Below are 14,732 nucleotides of genomic sequence, written 5' to 3'. Positions count from 1 at the left end.
ATGATTCGTCAAGAGAAAATGACGGTCGTCTCTCAAAAGCAAATTGCGACAAACATTTTCGAATTGACACTTCGTGGTGAACTGGTTCAGGATATGACTCCTGGCCAGTTTGTCCATGTAAAGGTGTCAGATTCAATGGAGCCGCTTTTACGTCGACCAATCAGTATTGCAAATATAGACAAAGACAACAACGAATTTACGATGATCTATCGTGCGGAAGGTCGCGGAACAAAGGTTTTAGCGACAAATCGCGAGGGGCAGCTCGTCAATGTACTCGGTCCAATTGGAAATGGTTTCCCTGTTGAGGCAGTAAAAGAGGGCGGTACTGCACTTTTAGTTGGCGGAGGAATCGGAGTACCACCATTACATGAGCTTTCTAAACAATTGAATGCTCGAGGTGTTAAAACGATTCATGTACTTGGCTTCCAAACGGAGGATGTATGCTTCTATGAGGAACAATTCAGTGCGCTTGGAGAAACACATTATGTAACGGTTGATGGCTCTAAAGGAACAAAAGGCTTTGTGACAAATGTATTAGAGTCACGAGCACCTGAATTCGATGTATTCTATTCTTGTGGTCCGCTACCAATGTTAAAAGCATTAGAAGGCTTCTATCCAGAAAAAGAAGGTTATTTATCATTTGAAGAGCGTATGGGCTGCGGTATCGGTGCTTGTTTCGCATGCGTGTGTAAAACAACAGATCAAGTAGCAAAAGATTATGTCAAAGTATGCTCTGATGGTCCAGTTTTCCCGAAAGGTACGGTGGCATTATGAGTCGATTAACTATTCAATTACCAGGTTTAGATTTAAAAAATCCAATAATGCCAGCTTCAGGCTGCTTCGGCTTTGGGCGTGAATATGCGCAGCTTTACGATTTATCAAAACTTGGCGCTATTATGATAAAAGCAACGACTGTGGAAACACGTCCTGGTAATCCAACTCCGCGTGTAGCAGAAACAGCGGCAGGAATGTTAAATGCAATTGGTTTACAAAATCCCGGCATTGAAAAAGTAATGAATGAAGAATTAAAGTTTCTAGAAGCATATGATGTGCCAATTATTGCAAATGTTGCTGGCACAGAGACAGCAGATTACGTAGAAGTAGCACGACGTATTTCGACTGCACCAAATGTGAAAGCATTAGAGCTTAATATTTCTTGTCCGAACGTTAAATGTGGTGGTATTCAGTTTGGTACAGACCCAGCAACAGCGCGCGAGTTAGTGAAAGCTGTAAAAGCTGCTTCTGAGGTGCCTGTATACGTGAAATTGTCTCCTAATGTAACGAACATCGTAGAAATCGCACAAGCTGTTGAAGCAGGCGGTGCAGATGGTATTACAATGATCAATACATTAATCGGTATGCGTTTAGACGAGCGTACAGGTAAGCCAGTGATTGCGAATGGTACAGGTGGCTTATCTGGTCCTGCTGTAAAGCCAGTTGCAATTCGCATGGTCTATGAGGTGTATAAGGCTGTCAATATTCCGATTATTGGCATGGGTGGCGTGACAGAAGCGCAAGACGTTATTGACTTTATGTCGGCCGGTGCATCAGCAGTTGCTGTTGGAACAGCAAACTTTGTCGATCACTTCGTTTGTCCTACTATTATTGATGAATTACCAGCAAAGCTTGATGCCTTAGGTGTAGAGCATATTTCAGAAATTATCGGAAGGAGCCATCGTTCATGAATACAAAACCAATACTTGCACTAGATTTTCCTGGAGAAGCAGAAGTATTCAATTTTCTAAAGCATTTTAATGAGCCTCTTTTCGTGAAAATTGGTATGGAATTATATATGCAGGAAGGACCGGATATTGTACGCAAGGTAAAAGATTTAGGTCATGATATTTTCCTTGATTTAAAGCTACACGATATTCCGAATACAGTTGGCTCTGCTATGAAAGGCTTAGCGAAATTAGGGGTAGATTTAGTCAACGTTCATGCGGCAGGTGGACGTCCGATGATGGAAGCGGCACTTGAGGGACTTGAAGCGGGTACTCCTGCAGGGCGTGAACGTGCGGCATTAATTGCAGTAACACAACTGACTTCTACAACAGAAGAGCAAATGCAGGCAGAGCAAAAAATTGCTTTATCTTTACAGGAATCGGTATTACATTATGCAAGCGTAACAAAACAAGCTGGTTTAAATGGAGTTGTCTGCTCCGTACATGAGGCAAAAGCAATTGCTGAAGTATGCGGTGAAGATTTCTTACGTGTGACACCTGGTATCCGTTTAGCAGGTGGCGATGCACACGACCAAAAGCGCATTGCAACACCAGACGGCGCAAAACGTGACGGTTCTTCGCTAATCGTCGTAGGACGTGCCGTAACAGGTGCACAAGATCCAGTAGCAGCATATAAAATCGTAAGTGAATTATGGGAGGCATAAATATGACATTACAAAATGAAATCGCACACGCTATGTTAAAGGTAGGTGCAGTAGAATTAAATCCAACAGAACTATTCACATGGGCATCAGGCATTAAATCGCCAATCTACTGTGATACACGTCTAACAATTTCTGACCCTGTAATTCGTAAACAATTAGCAAACGGTTTAGCATCTCTTATTAAAGAAAACTTTGGCGCAACAGAAGTCGTAGCAGGTACAGCAACAGCAGGCATTCCACATGCTGCTTGGGTAAGTGATATTTTAGAATTACCTATGGTTTACGTACGTTCTAAAGCAAAAGAACATGGCCGTGGTAACCAAATCGAAGGAAAATACGCAGCAGGTCAAAAAGTTGTAGTGGTAGAAGACATCGTTTCTACAGGCGGCTCATCAATTACAGCTGTAGAAGCATTACGCGCTGCAGGCTGTGAAGTACTAGGCGTTGTTTGTGTCTACACATACAATCTTCCACGTGCTGAACAAGCATTTGAAGAAGCTGGCATTCAATATGTATCGCTAACAAACTTTGATTATTTAATTGAAGCAGCTAACGAATCAGGCGCTATTAAAGAAGGAGACATCCCATTCCTTAAAGAGTGGCATGGCAAATTAAAAGCAGGCGAGCTTTAATTGATTTAAAAAAGGGTGGTATGAAAATTTCTCATACCATCTTTTCATTTGCTTAAAACTATTGCGTCAAAATAAATAAAGCATGGCCTCTTCAGGCAAAACGAGGGGTTGATTTCCGTTCCGACTGGGCGCTCCAAAATGCCAACCGCTGATAAAATGCCGAGAATCGCTGATAAAATTTCGAGAACCGCCAATAGCATCATGAATCGCACCTGTAGTAAAGCGGTAGGGGGCTGGAATGTAAATCATCCTCATTTCAAGCGCATCAACATTGAAAAATATATCCTTGACTACTTAAGACTGTAAACATACCCAAACAATATCAGGTATGTTTACAGTCTTTTATATTTTTTTAACTTCTGCTGAAAGAAGTTAAAACCTCCTTACGCTATTATGCCGAGGCATAATTGATTAACTTAAAGTAGGGGAGAAATGAGTCGCATAAGAGATTCGAGCATGCGTTTTTGAATACTTCGCTTTTGAAATGACGCCCATGTAATTTCTATGGAGTCTTTAAAATCTTGTTCAAAATCATTTTTTATATCTAGAACCGTTATAGATTCATATAGGACCGCAATGATCTCATAATTAAGTTCAAAACTACGAATATCCATATTTGCTGTACCAATTGTTGCAACTTCATCATCAACAAGTACAATCTTAGCGTGCATAAAGCCATCTTTATAGCTGTAAATGGAGACTCCCGCTTTTAGAAGTGGTGTAAAGTATGATTGGGATGCTTGATCACTAATGACGCTATCGCCTTTTCCCGGATATAAAATTCGAACATCTACTCCGGAAAGTGCACTCAAACGTAATAATGTTAATGTTTCCTGATCAGGAATGAAGTATGGAGTGGCAATCCAAATTGACTTTTTGGCAGAGCCCATAATTTTCAATAGAGCATTTCGAATACTTGTATCATCTGAGCTAGGTCCACTTGCAATGATTTGAACGGCACCTTGCGCCTGATGAATTCCTTGACTTGGAAAGTATGCTCTATCCATAAATTGATTCCAAGAGTAAGCATTTAAACTGTTAGTGGCATAAAGAAAATCTTCTAGGAAAATGGCCTGTAGTTTATATAATGCTTTTCCTTCTATTTTTAAATGACTATCACGCCAAATAGGAAACTTCTTCGAACGACCAAGATATTCATCCCCGACATTGAGTCCACCTGTAAAACCGATTGTCCCATCTACAATAACAATCTTACGGTGATTACGATAATTGACGGTTTCTAATAGCCAAGGTGAAAGTATAGAATCAAATTCGATTACTTCAATCCCTGCTTCTTTCATTGGTTGTAAGAAACTCTTCCGTAATTTATTACTTCCGAGTCCATCGTAAAGAAAGCGTATGATCACGCCAGATTTTGCTTTCCTTATTAAGGCATCTCGAATTTCTGTGCCGATTTCATCTGATCGATAAATATAGTATTGAATATGAATATGATGTGTAGCATTTTCAATCGCTTGTATGATTTCAGTAAATGTTTCATCACCGTTTGTTAAGAGCTTTGTTGTAGTTTCATTAGCAGCAGGACCACCACCAAATTTTTGTATAACTTGAGTCAAATAGGTGGATCGTTCATTTAAAGGAGGGGAGTTTTCTAAATTAAAACTTTTCCCTTCTAAAATCTCACGAAATATTATTCTCCTTTCTTCTGAACGATGTAAATGCTTCCTTCTTCTCCAGTGACTTCTTCCGAAAAGTAAGTACATAAATACACCAATACCAGGGAGAATAGCTAAAACTAAAAGCCAAGCTAATGTACTTTGCGGAGAACGGTTTTCAATAAAAATAACGAAAGCAATCCCTATAAGTGTGATGGGCCATAATAAGCCGATTAAGGTAGATAAGGGAATGATAGACTTATTTAAGAATATGAGCATAATTGCTGCAATTGTAAATAAAAATAGTAATTGGACAACGCGGTTTTTCATATGATGCATTTTCACCTATTCTTTCTTAAATATAATTTTCATAAGAGGAAGTTGTACTTTCATATTTTTATGATAAATTGTTTTCTTTTTTTTAACAATATAGGCATTTCCGCATGTGCCTTCTATAACGTATATTTTTACGTTTCTAGTTAATGAGCAAATCCACCTCCTCCTACTCGATTAAAATTGAACACTGAAACCGTTAAAATGATGGATTCCCGTACCGAATTTTACAAGATCCTCTTCTCTCAACGTAGTAACTGCCTGTTTTACTTCTATTAAAATAGAAGAATCAAGCCCCAATGTATTATGAGACCCGAAAATCTTCGTAATATTAGGTAAGTTCGCTATCTTCTCTAAGGAATCTACTAAATCTACTGGATTTGTTGTAGGGAAAAAAGCATAAATTGGCGTTTTATCATACAGTAAATCACCAGTAAATAAATAACCGTTGTTATGATCTAAAATAGATATATGCCCTGGTGAATGGCCAGGTGTATGCAGTATAGTCAATTTTCTATTTCCGATATCGATAATATCTCCATCCTCTAAAACACCAGAGGGCTGTCCTTGGAAAGGTTTATATGTTTCAGGATTAAACGTTTTGGGCGTAGGTATCGTGATATCACGACTGACGTCTTTTCTGATCTGTTCAATCGATAACTTTTTAATGCCATTTACTAGCCAATCAGCCTCTTCCTTGTGTACGTAAATATGCTCAAATTGTCTATGACTACCAATATGGTCCGATACGAAAAACATATACATTTCTTAAAAAATGTAGACATCTCTACTGTGACACAACTTATATCTTCCGACTTTCGTATTTGTGTCTTCCTTATTCTCCGAGTCTGGTTTCGCAAAACGCTACTACCATTTTGTATGACTCTCCAAAGGCTTAAATTCCGCAGTATCGTTGCGTACACATCTAAGGCTTAGTTTCAGTTAAGCTTCTTAGATTGAATAATTTGCTAAGTTAATGCTTGCGTTCAAATCTCTATCCATCTTTAATCCGCAAGAGCAGATAAATAATCTGTCTTTCAGTCTCAAATCTGATTTGACTTGTCCACAAGAAGAACAAGTTTTTGATGATGGAAACCATCTGTCGGCTTCAATAAATTCAATTCCGTATTTTTTACATTTGTATTGAATTTGCCGTTTGAATTCATATAACTTCTGCCCGGCTACCGCCTTCGCCAGATGTTTGTTTTTCATCATACCTTTTACATTTAAATGTTCCATTACAATACGAGATGGCTTGGTTTTCACGATCTCATTAGAACACTGATGTAAATGATTTGTTCGGATGTCGTTAAGTCGCTTATATAAATTACGAATTTCAGTGTTTTGTTTTTGAATATTTTTCATATTCTTTAAAGGTATTTTATAGATTGGCTTTCGTTTTTTAGTATACTCTTTCGTGTTGGCTTCAAGCTTACGAGCTAGTTGTCGTTGTTCTCGCTTCAACTTTTGCTCTAATCGTTTGACTTCTTTGGTTTTGTTAATGTTCTTTTTGAACTCACCATCAGAACAAACTGCCAATTTTTCGATACCCACATCAATTCCTAAACTTTCGTCGGTCAAATCATATGGCTCAAATTCTTGCTCAAACCCAATGGATAAGAACCAGTTTCGTCCGTCAAACGAAATGCGTGGATTCGAATATTTATGACTTTTTTTAAGCTTAGGAAGCGCATTGCAAGTTTTTACACTACCAATCTTTTCTCCTCTAAAACCTTCATTTGTTCGTTTTAAACTTTCGTAATTTACATAAAAACTAACTTTACTTCTTCGTCTGCTTTTGAACCTTGGCTTTTCAGTCATGCCTTCGAACCAACGCTTTCTAGCAATATCGGCATCTTTCACCGCCTGTTTCATCACATTGCTTCCGACTTCCTTCAGCCATTTATGCGTTGTTGGTTTCAGCTCGTTATTGATTTTCTTACGAACTTCGCCCTCTTTGACTGTACGCTTCTCGTCGTTATAAATACGTTCGCTTTCAGCCAAGAAATAATTGTAAGCCCATCTCGCAGTCCCCGCAGACTTCCAAAACAAAACCTCTTGTTCTTTAGTTGGTTTTAGTCTGATCTTTGTCCCTAGCGTGACAACATTTACACCAACACGTTTAGCAAATTTTCCAATGGACATTAATTCCATGCGTACCACCTCCCTTTCAATATGATAAAATCACTTTACCCTATTTAGAGAGGTTGTTAACATTTTTTAAATTTGTATCTATTTTTCTTGTTCACACGAAGGCGCAACCCTTCATGCAGTCTTTCTCTCACGAGTAGACCTCTTATGCTTTCACATAAGCGCAGACTATATCTTCATCTTATCTTTTAATAAGAGCCACATTTTTCTTCCGCCATTCGCTTGCGGTTTTACTCTCCCTCAAGGAGATAGTCGTTGAACGTCTTCCTTGTCTCATTAGAGATTTAGGAGTTCGCTGCTAAACATCCATTACCAAAGCACTTAGCGCTACCGTTTTCCGTTGTCACGATGATCCTTTACGGACACTGAGTAATTTTTTTCAGCTTATGCCATCCTTGTTGTTTTTTCTGCTTTCGCACCGTTACGTCTGCCGTTTCCAGCTCCGCTTTGGTCACAAGGCTTTAGGAGTTAAAAGCAATTAACGTGGAGTTCGCACCAATCGCTTGATACGAAGGGTATTCTGTTATAAATCTATACTTCTATACAGGTTTGTATAGTTTTGTCTAAATTTGTTGTAACAGTTTAGTTACCCAATGAACATGGGTAGTGAGGACCGTAATAGGTAAAGATGTTAGTTGATTACATATTCTTTCAATGTTATCGATGCCTAAACCAGTATCAATTAAAACAGCTTTATCCGTCCCGATCAGTAAAAATGAATGAACTTTTTCCCAATGTCCATATTCACTTATTGCAAACGTTTCTTCATTAATTTCTTCTACTGTAAACCAAGAATCCTTAATAATAACCATTAAATATACGCCCCTTTAAATTAATTAATCTATTATAACTTCGAAAAACATCTGCGCTGACGCTTCGCTTTCGGCAAAAAACACTTGCCGCTGACGCTTCGCTTTCGCGCAAAAAACATCTGCCGCTGCCGCTAGCACAAAGCCAATTCCGGACGCAATTATGCCGAAGTATAATTGATTATGATGCTTTTATTCGAACTTTTATCATATTTTTCCTTTAATTCTACATATATTATTTATAAAGTTAATTTTTTTTTAGAAAAAATATAATTAAGTGTAATCAAGAAGTACGTAAGTGGATAGGAAGAAGATATCCAAAAATTACTCTCTTAAGTATAGCAATAATGATTTGTAGTTTTTAACGCTTTAAATGAGAAAACTATATATTAAAACGGAAATAACTTAATTGGAAATATATATGGGAATAAGAATTGATAACTTTTTACTGTTAAATAGAATTAATCAAAAATTAAAGTGTATTTTTACAAATAAAGAAAACATTTTTTGTGAAAGAAAATTATATTTGGATAATAAAAATCGAGGAGTTTAGTTAATAGATTAAAAAAGAAGCAAATAATCATGTAAAGAAAAAATTAAACTTGTAAAATTATTTGATAAAGATGTAAGGACTTGATTTGTTTATATATTTATAATATTTCAAAAAAACTACTTGATTTAATGTATTATTTCTAGATAAAATAATGTTACATTTAATTTTCAGATAATTCCTGCATCGGATTTTGTTGTCTGAAGAAGTAAAAAAATATTAAGGGTGTTTACAAATATAAATGGAGGTGTAAAGAATAGTTCAAAGAATATAATTCTGAAATAAATTTATAGCCAAGTGAAATCATTTTTCAGAATATTGAATATGGGAGGGGAGATTGTTTGAATACAGCAAATGACCTACTAACAATTAGAAATTTAACTACAAGTTTTCGCATTAAAGAAACTTACCACGCTGCTGTAGAGGATGTCTCGCTTTCGCTTAAAAAGAATGAAGTATTAGCAATCGTTGGAGAATCTGGTTGTGGTAAAAGTACATTAGCAACTACTATTGTAGGCCTGCACAATGAAGTTAACACAAAGGTTACAGGGGAAATTCATTATAATAATCAAAATTTAACGCAATTAAATGAGCAGCAATTTAATAGATTACGAGGTAATGATATTGGTTTTATTTTTCAGGATCCTCTTTCAGCTCTCAATCCGTTAATGCGGATAGGAGAACAGATTGCAGAGGGGCTGGTATATCATACAAAGCTCTCAAAGCAACAGCGCGCGGAGAGAGTATTAGAATTGTTGAATCAGGTAGGCATTTCTAATCCAGAGCGTGTGGCAAGACAATTCCCTCATCAATTGTCTGGGGGGATGCGTCAGCGTGTCATGATTGCCATTGCCTTGTCATGTAAACCATCTATTTTAATTGCAGATGAACCGACAACAGCTTTAGATGTGACGATCCAAGCTCAAATACTTGATTTATTAAAAGCACTACAGTCAGAAACTGAAACAGGTATTATCTTAATCACCCATGATTTAGGCGTGGTGGCAGAAATGGCTGATCGAGTTGCAGTAATGTATGCGGGTGAAGTAGTAGAAGAAGCACCTGTTCAGGAATTATTTAAAAATGCTAAACATCCTTATACTCGTTCTCTATTGAATTCTATTCCACAAACACATAGTGAAAATGAAAGACTTGAAGTTATTCAAGGTATGGTGCCATCGCTGAAGAATTTGCCTCGAGAAGGCTGCCGATTTTCAGCACGAATACCGTGGATAGATGCATCTGCACATGAAAGAAAACCACAATTACATGAAATTGCACCAGGTCATTTTGTTAGATGTACCTGCTGGAAACACTTTCATTTAGAAGGTGAAGAAGGAGGCGGGGCTGTATGAGCTTTATGCAAATTAATGATTTAAACGTTCATTACCCAATTCGAGGCGGCTTTTTTAATACAGTAATCGATAAGGTATATGCGGTTGATGGCGTCACAATGGAGTTTGAAAAAGGAAAAACATATGGTTTAGTAGGAGAATCAGGATCAGGAAAATCTACTACAGGAAAGGCCATTATTGGTTTAGAAAAAATCACTTCAGGCCAAATTTTCTACGAAGGTGAGGATGTAACAAACCAACGCAGAAATCGTAATTCAGCTTATAACAAAGACATTCAAATGATTTTCCAAGATTCTCATTCAAGTATGAATCCTAGAAAACGGGTACTAGACATTTTAGCAGAGCCTATTCGGAATTTTATGAAGCTTAGTGATCAAGAGGAGCGTAAGCGCATCAAAGAGTTACTAGCAATTGTAGGGATGTCTGAAGATGTATTGTTAAAATATCCGCATGAATTTTCTGGTGGTCAAAAACAACGTCTAGGAATCGCGCGAGCTGTTGCTTGTAATCCCAAAATGATTATAGCTGATGAACCTGTATCTGCGCTGGATTTATCCGTACAAGCACAGGTGTTAAACTTTATGAAAGATATTCAAACTGAATATGGTCTTACTTATTTATTTATTTCACATGATTTAGGTGTTGTAAAACATATGTGCGATCATATATCCATTATGTATAAAGGACGCTTCGTAGAAACAGGTACGAGACATGATATATATAGGGATCCACAACACGTTTATACAAAACGTCTGTTATCTGCTATTCCAAATATTGAACCAGAGTCACGCTTAGAGCGCAAACTCATTCGACAAAAAGTAGAAGAGAACTATCAAAAAGAGCAACATCAATATTATGATGAGCATGGAAAAGTATACCCGCTTAAATCCATTTCAGATACACATATGGTTGCGATGTCAGGGGGTATATAAAATGTGGAAAACAATTGTTAGACGAACACTTTTGATGATTCCTCAAATGTTTGTGCTAAGCCTAATTATCTTTATTTTGGCGAAGCAAATGCCAGGTGATCCATTTACAGGTTTGATTACACCAGAAACAGACCCTTCACGTATCGAAGAATTGAGAATTCAGTCAGGATTTTATGATCCATGGTATGTGCAATATTACCATTGGATAACTAACGCCTTCCAAGGAGATTTTGGACAAAGCTATACATATAAAATTGCGGTGTCCACACTGATTGGTGAGCGCGCATTAAATACATTTTGGCTCGCTCTACTAAGTGCGGTTCTCGTTTATGCGATTGCTATTCCATTAGGAATGATTGCGGGGCGTAAGCAAGATACATTGTACGATAAGTCGATCACACTCTATAGCTTTATAAGCTACGCGATACCGACTTTTGTCTTGGGTTTAATTTTCCTATATATTTTCGGTTATCGTTTAATGTGGTTCCCGACGAGTGGAACAGTTGATGTAGGTGTAGAACCGGGAACGCTGGAATATTATTGGAATCGCATCTATCATTTAATTTTACCTGCGATGACATATGCGATTTTAGGTACGACAACGATTATTCAATATTTACGTTCAGAAATTATCGATGCTAAGACACAGGATTATGTTAAAACAGCACGTAGTAAAGGCGTACCGATGAAAAGAATCTATAGAAGACATATTTTCCGCAATTCCTTATTGCCAATTGCAGCCTTCCTAGGTTTTACAATTACGGGCTTATTAGGTGGTTCGATTTTTATAGAAACAATTTTTGGCTTCCCGGGCATGGGGCAATTATTCATCCATTCTATAACGAGTCGCGATTATAGTGTGATTACAGCTCTCGTTATGCTTTATGGCTTCTTAGCATTATTAGGTAGTCTACTGTCAGATATTATTATGAGCATTGTTGATCCACGTATCCGCATAGACTAACTGTTAAATTTAATGTTTAAGGAGAGGTGAATATAAATGGAACAAAAAAATGACACAATGACAGTTGAAAGTACTCCACCAACAGGGATACAAGTTATAATACGTGAATTTCGGAAAGATAAGCTAGCGTTATTTTCATTCATTGGTATGAATTTACTGATTATTACGATATTAATTATGGCCATGTTTATGAACCAAGATGAAATATTAAAAATTAAATTATTAGAGCGCTTTACAGAGCCGGGGGTAAATGGTTATATTCTTGGAGCTGATGAAGCTGGGCGCGATATGTTTGGCCAGCTTATTATCGGTGCGAAAAACTCCATTTTAATTGCGATCGCTATTACGCTCATCGCCAATACAATAGGGGTTGTGCTCGGCATTATTATGGGCTATTACGGTGGCTTTATTGATAATTTTTTTATGCGTATCATCGATTTTCTCATGACATTACCAACGTTAATGATTATAATTGTAGTAGTTACAATTATTCCCAAATATGGTGTTTTTGAATTGATATTAATATTGAGTGCCTTCCAATGGATAGGGACAGCACGTTTAGTCCGCAGTAAAGCTTTATCAGAAGGACGCCGTGATTATGTGAGTGCCTCTAAAACAATGGGCACTAGTGATTTTGTCATCATGTTTAAGGGGATATTACCAAATTTAAGCTCGTTGCTAATTGTAGAGTTAACACTAAATTTTGCAGGGAATGTTGGGATTGAAACAGGTCTATCATTTTTAGGCTTTGGTTTACCACCATCTACACCTAGCTTAGGGACTCTTGTAAGCTATGCAACGAATCCAATTGTTTTATCTACTAAGTGGTGGGTTTGGTTGCCCGCATCATTATTAATTTTAGTATTGATGCTTGGTATAAATTATGTCGGTCAAGCGCTCAGACGTGCGGCTGACGCAAAACAACGATTAGGATAAAAGGGGAGGATTTACTCATGAAGAAGAATTGGTTATTCTTGTCCGTGCTATTTGCAGTCATGTTTGTTTTAGCAGCCTGCAATGGCGGAGGTGGTACTGAGAAAGGCTCAGAAACAGATAACAAAGGGAAATCAGGAGAAAAAGAAACGACTAAAGTAGAAGAAAATTTACTGTCATCAGAAGTGACTAATGAAGGAGAGGCAATTAAAGGCGGTACATTAAGAGTAGGTCTTGTAACAAGTTCTCCATTCCAAGGGATTTTCAATTGGGAGCTATATGAAGATGCATATGATAAAGAGATCATGGATTTTGCTACTAACTCTATCTTTAGTACAGATGGCGACTTTGTTGTTACAGATCAAGGTGCTGCAAAATTAGAGGTTGATAAGGACGCAAAAAAAGCAACGATTACACTTCAAGGTGATTATAAATGGTCAGATGGTAAAGCAGTAACGGCCGAAGATTTAATTTACCCATATTTAATTATCGGACATCCAGATTACACTGGTATACGTTATGATGATGATTTCAAAAATATTGTTGGTGTAGAAGAATATCATAGCGGTAAAGCAGATACAATTTCAGGTATTACAAAAGTTAACGATAAAGCAATTCAAATTCAATTTAAGAAAGTATCACCAGCAATTTATTATGGTGGAGATGGTTTATGGGGGTATGCAGCTCCGAAGCATCAATTAGAGTCTATTCCAGTAAAAGATTTAATTTCTTCCGATGCAGTACGAAAGAACCCTGTAACACTTGGACCATTTAAAATTGATAAAATTGTTAATGGTGAATCTGTACAATTTGTAGCAAACGAGTATTACTTTAAAGGAAAGCCAAAAATTGATAAAGTTGTGCTTGAGGTTGTACCACCAACTTCAATTGGTGAAGCATTACGAACTGGAAAATATGATATTGCAACATCATTCCCAACAAACCAATATGATGGTATAAAAGATCTTTCAAATGTATCAGTTCTAGGTCGTCCAGAGTTAGCATACTCTTATTTAGGTTTTAAATTAGGGAAATACGATAAAGTGGATAGTAAAAATATTTTTGACGAGAAGTCAAAAATGAACAATGTGGAATTACGTCAAGCAGTTGCGTATGCAATGGATATTGAGGGTGTTTCAGAAAAATTCTACCAAGGGTTACGTGAGCGTGGAAATTCTTTAATTCCTCCGGTATTCTCATTCTACGATGAAACGTTAGAGGGCTATCACTATGACCCTGAAAAAGCTAAGGAATTACTAGATAAAGCTGGGTATAAGGATAAAGATGGAGACGGAATTCGTGAAGATAAAGACGGAAAAAAATTCACTATTCGTTTAGCTGCTATGGCTGGCTCAGAAACGGACGAAGCGATTGTAGAATACTACCGTCAGAACTGGAAAGATATTGGCTTAGATGTGCAATTAACAACGGGTCGTCTTATCGAATTCAATGCTTTCTATGATAAAGTACAAGCGGATGATCCAGAAATCGATATGTATATGGCAGCATGGGGAACTGGTACAAACCCATCTCCAAAAGGTTTGTATGGAGAAGGTGCTGAGTTCAACTACAGTCGCTTTGTGTCTCCTGAGTTAACAAAATTATTAGATGCTATCGACTCTGAGGATGCGATGGATCCAGATAAACGTAAAAAAGCATTCCGTGCTTGGCAAGAATATATGAGTGAACAAGCAATGGTATTCCCAACATTCTTCCGAACTGAAGTTATTCCTGTGAATAAGCGTGTGAAAAACTGGGATGCATCTTATGCTACTGATACTAAAGATAATCTTCACACAGTAGAATTATTAGCTGATGAACCATTAAAATAGTTTAAAATCACAAAAAAACAGCTTTTCTTGTCACAAGAAAGGCTGTTTTTTATCAATAAAGTTACCAAAAGAATAGGTATAGTAAAACAACTAAATCAACATATTTACAGTTGAACATCTGATATTTCAATGAAAATTAATAAAAAGGAGTAGTTTCAATAATAATAGAAAACAACAGCTTAATCGTAAGTAGGGTGTGTCTGAAATTAGGACTGTTTTTGCATCCCCTAATACCAAAT

The 14,732-nt window shown here is 37.1% G+C and carries 12 protein-coding genes and 1 pseudogene; 9 read left to right on the top strand and 4 right to left on the bottom strand.

All coding sequences use genetic code 11. The annotated features are described in order from the left end of the window. Genes BFJ97_RS03420 through pyrE form a run of 4 tightly spaced genes read left to right on the top strand, consistent with a single transcriptional unit; the run spans window position 1 to window position 3,018 of the window. Window positions 1–774 carry a dihydroorotate dehydrogenase electron transfer subunit gene (locus tag BFJ97_RS03420; RefSeq protein ID WP_068983223.1) on the top strand — a complete coding sequence of 258 codons (774 nt, stop codon included), beginning with the start codon at window positions 1–3 and terminating at the stop codon, window positions 772–774. Continuing rightward, a complete protein-coding gene (locus BFJ97_RS03415) occupies window positions 771–1,685 on the top strand; it encodes a dihydroorotate dehydrogenase (protein WP_068983222.1) in 915 nt (304 codons plus the stop codon). The genes BFJ97_RS03420 and BFJ97_RS03415 overlap by 4 nt, the downstream gene beginning before the upstream one ends. Next, window positions 1,682–2,386, top strand: coding sequence for an orotidine-5'-phosphate decarboxylase (pyrF, locus tag BFJ97_RS03410; protein ID WP_068983221.1), 705 nt, complete (start codon window positions 1,682–1,684; stop codon window positions 2,384–2,386). Before BFJ97_RS03415 ends, pyrF begins: the two co-directional genes overlap by 4 nt. 2 nt (window positions 2,387–2,388) lie before the next feature. Continuing rightward, window positions 2,389–3,018: an orotate phosphoribosyltransferase gene (pyrE, locus tag BFJ97_RS03405; RefSeq protein ID WP_068983220.1), complete on the top strand. Its 630-nt coding sequence runs from the start codon at window positions 2,389–2,391 to the stop codon at window positions 3,016–3,018. Window positions 3,019–3,434: 416 nt separating this feature from the next. Here pyrE and BFJ97_RS03400 read toward each other — a convergent pair whose 3' ends face one another. The 4 genes and pseudogenes from BFJ97_RS03400 to BFJ97_RS03385 form a co-directional block, all read right to left on the bottom strand. Then, window positions 3,435–4,964 (bottom strand): cardiolipin synthase, encoded by a 1,530-nt coding sequence (locus BFJ97_RS03400; RefSeq protein ID WP_068983219.1) that lies wholly within the window; start codon window positions 4,962–4,964, stop codon window positions 3,435–3,437. Window positions 4,965–5,144: 180 nt separating this feature from the next. Next, window positions 5,145–5,732 (bottom strand): MBL fold metallo-hydrolase, encoded by a 588-nt coding sequence (locus BFJ97_RS03395; RefSeq protein WP_068983218.1) that lies wholly within the window; start codon window positions 5,730–5,732, stop codon window positions 5,145–5,147. A 186-nt stretch (window positions 5,733–5,918) separates the two neighbouring features. Beyond that, on the bottom strand, window positions 5,919–7,121 hold the full coding sequence (locus tag BFJ97_RS03390; RefSeq protein WP_375200170.1) for an RNA-guided endonuclease InsQ/TnpB family protein: 1,203 nt from the start codon (window positions 7,119–7,121) through the stop codon (window positions 5,919–5,921). A 587-nt stretch (window positions 7,122–7,708) separates the two neighbouring features. After that, a pseudogene (locus BFJ97_RS03385) lies at window positions 7,709–7,930 on the bottom strand (MBL fold metallo-hydrolase); the annotation flags it as partial. 888 nt (window positions 7,931–8,818) lie between these two features. On the opposite strand from BFJ97_RS03385, the gene BFJ97_RS03380 reads away from it, so the two are divergent. From BFJ97_RS03380 to BFJ97_RS03360, 5 genes are read left to right on the top strand one after another with little or no spacing between them, the layout of a single operon-like run. Further along, entirely contained in the window at window positions 8,819–9,832 is a 1,014-nt protein-coding gene (locus tag BFJ97_RS03380) for an ABC transporter ATP-binding protein (protein WP_068983216.1), read from the top strand. After that, window positions 9,829–10,764, top strand: a complete 936-nt coding sequence (locus BFJ97_RS03375) for an ATP-binding cassette domain-containing protein (RefSeq protein ID WP_068983215.1) — start codon at window positions 9,829–9,831, stop codon at window positions 10,762–10,764. The genes BFJ97_RS03380 and BFJ97_RS03375 overlap by 4 nt, the downstream gene beginning before the upstream one ends. A 1-nt stretch (window position 10,765) precedes the next feature. Continuing rightward, entirely contained in the window at window positions 10,766–11,728 is a 963-nt protein-coding gene (opp4B, locus tag BFJ97_RS03370; protein WP_068983214.1) for an oligopeptide ABC transporter permease, read from the top strand. Window positions 11,729–11,764: 36 nt separating this feature from the next. Further along, window positions 11,765–12,664 carry an ABC transporter permease gene (locus BFJ97_RS03365; RefSeq protein WP_068983213.1) on the top strand — a complete coding sequence of 300 codons (900 nt, stop codon included), beginning with the start codon at window positions 11,765–11,767 and terminating at the stop codon, window positions 12,662–12,664. 17 nt (window positions 12,665–12,681) lie between these two features. Further along, entirely contained in the window at window positions 12,682–14,493 is a 1,812-nt protein-coding gene (locus BFJ97_RS03360; RefSeq protein WP_068983212.1) for an oligopeptide ABC transporter substrate-binding protein, read from the top strand. The last annotated feature ends 239 nt before the right edge of the window (window positions 14,494–14,732 follow it).

It is taken from the genome of Lysinibacillus xylanilyticus (assembly GCF_001708185.1).
In the GTDB taxonomy this organism is placed as follows: Bacteria; Bacillota; Bacilli; order Bacillales_A; family Planococcaceae; genus Lysinibacillus; species Lysinibacillus xylanilyticus_A.
Note: the sequence above shows the minus strand (reverse complement) of the source record. Positions and strands in the feature narration are given on the sequence as shown.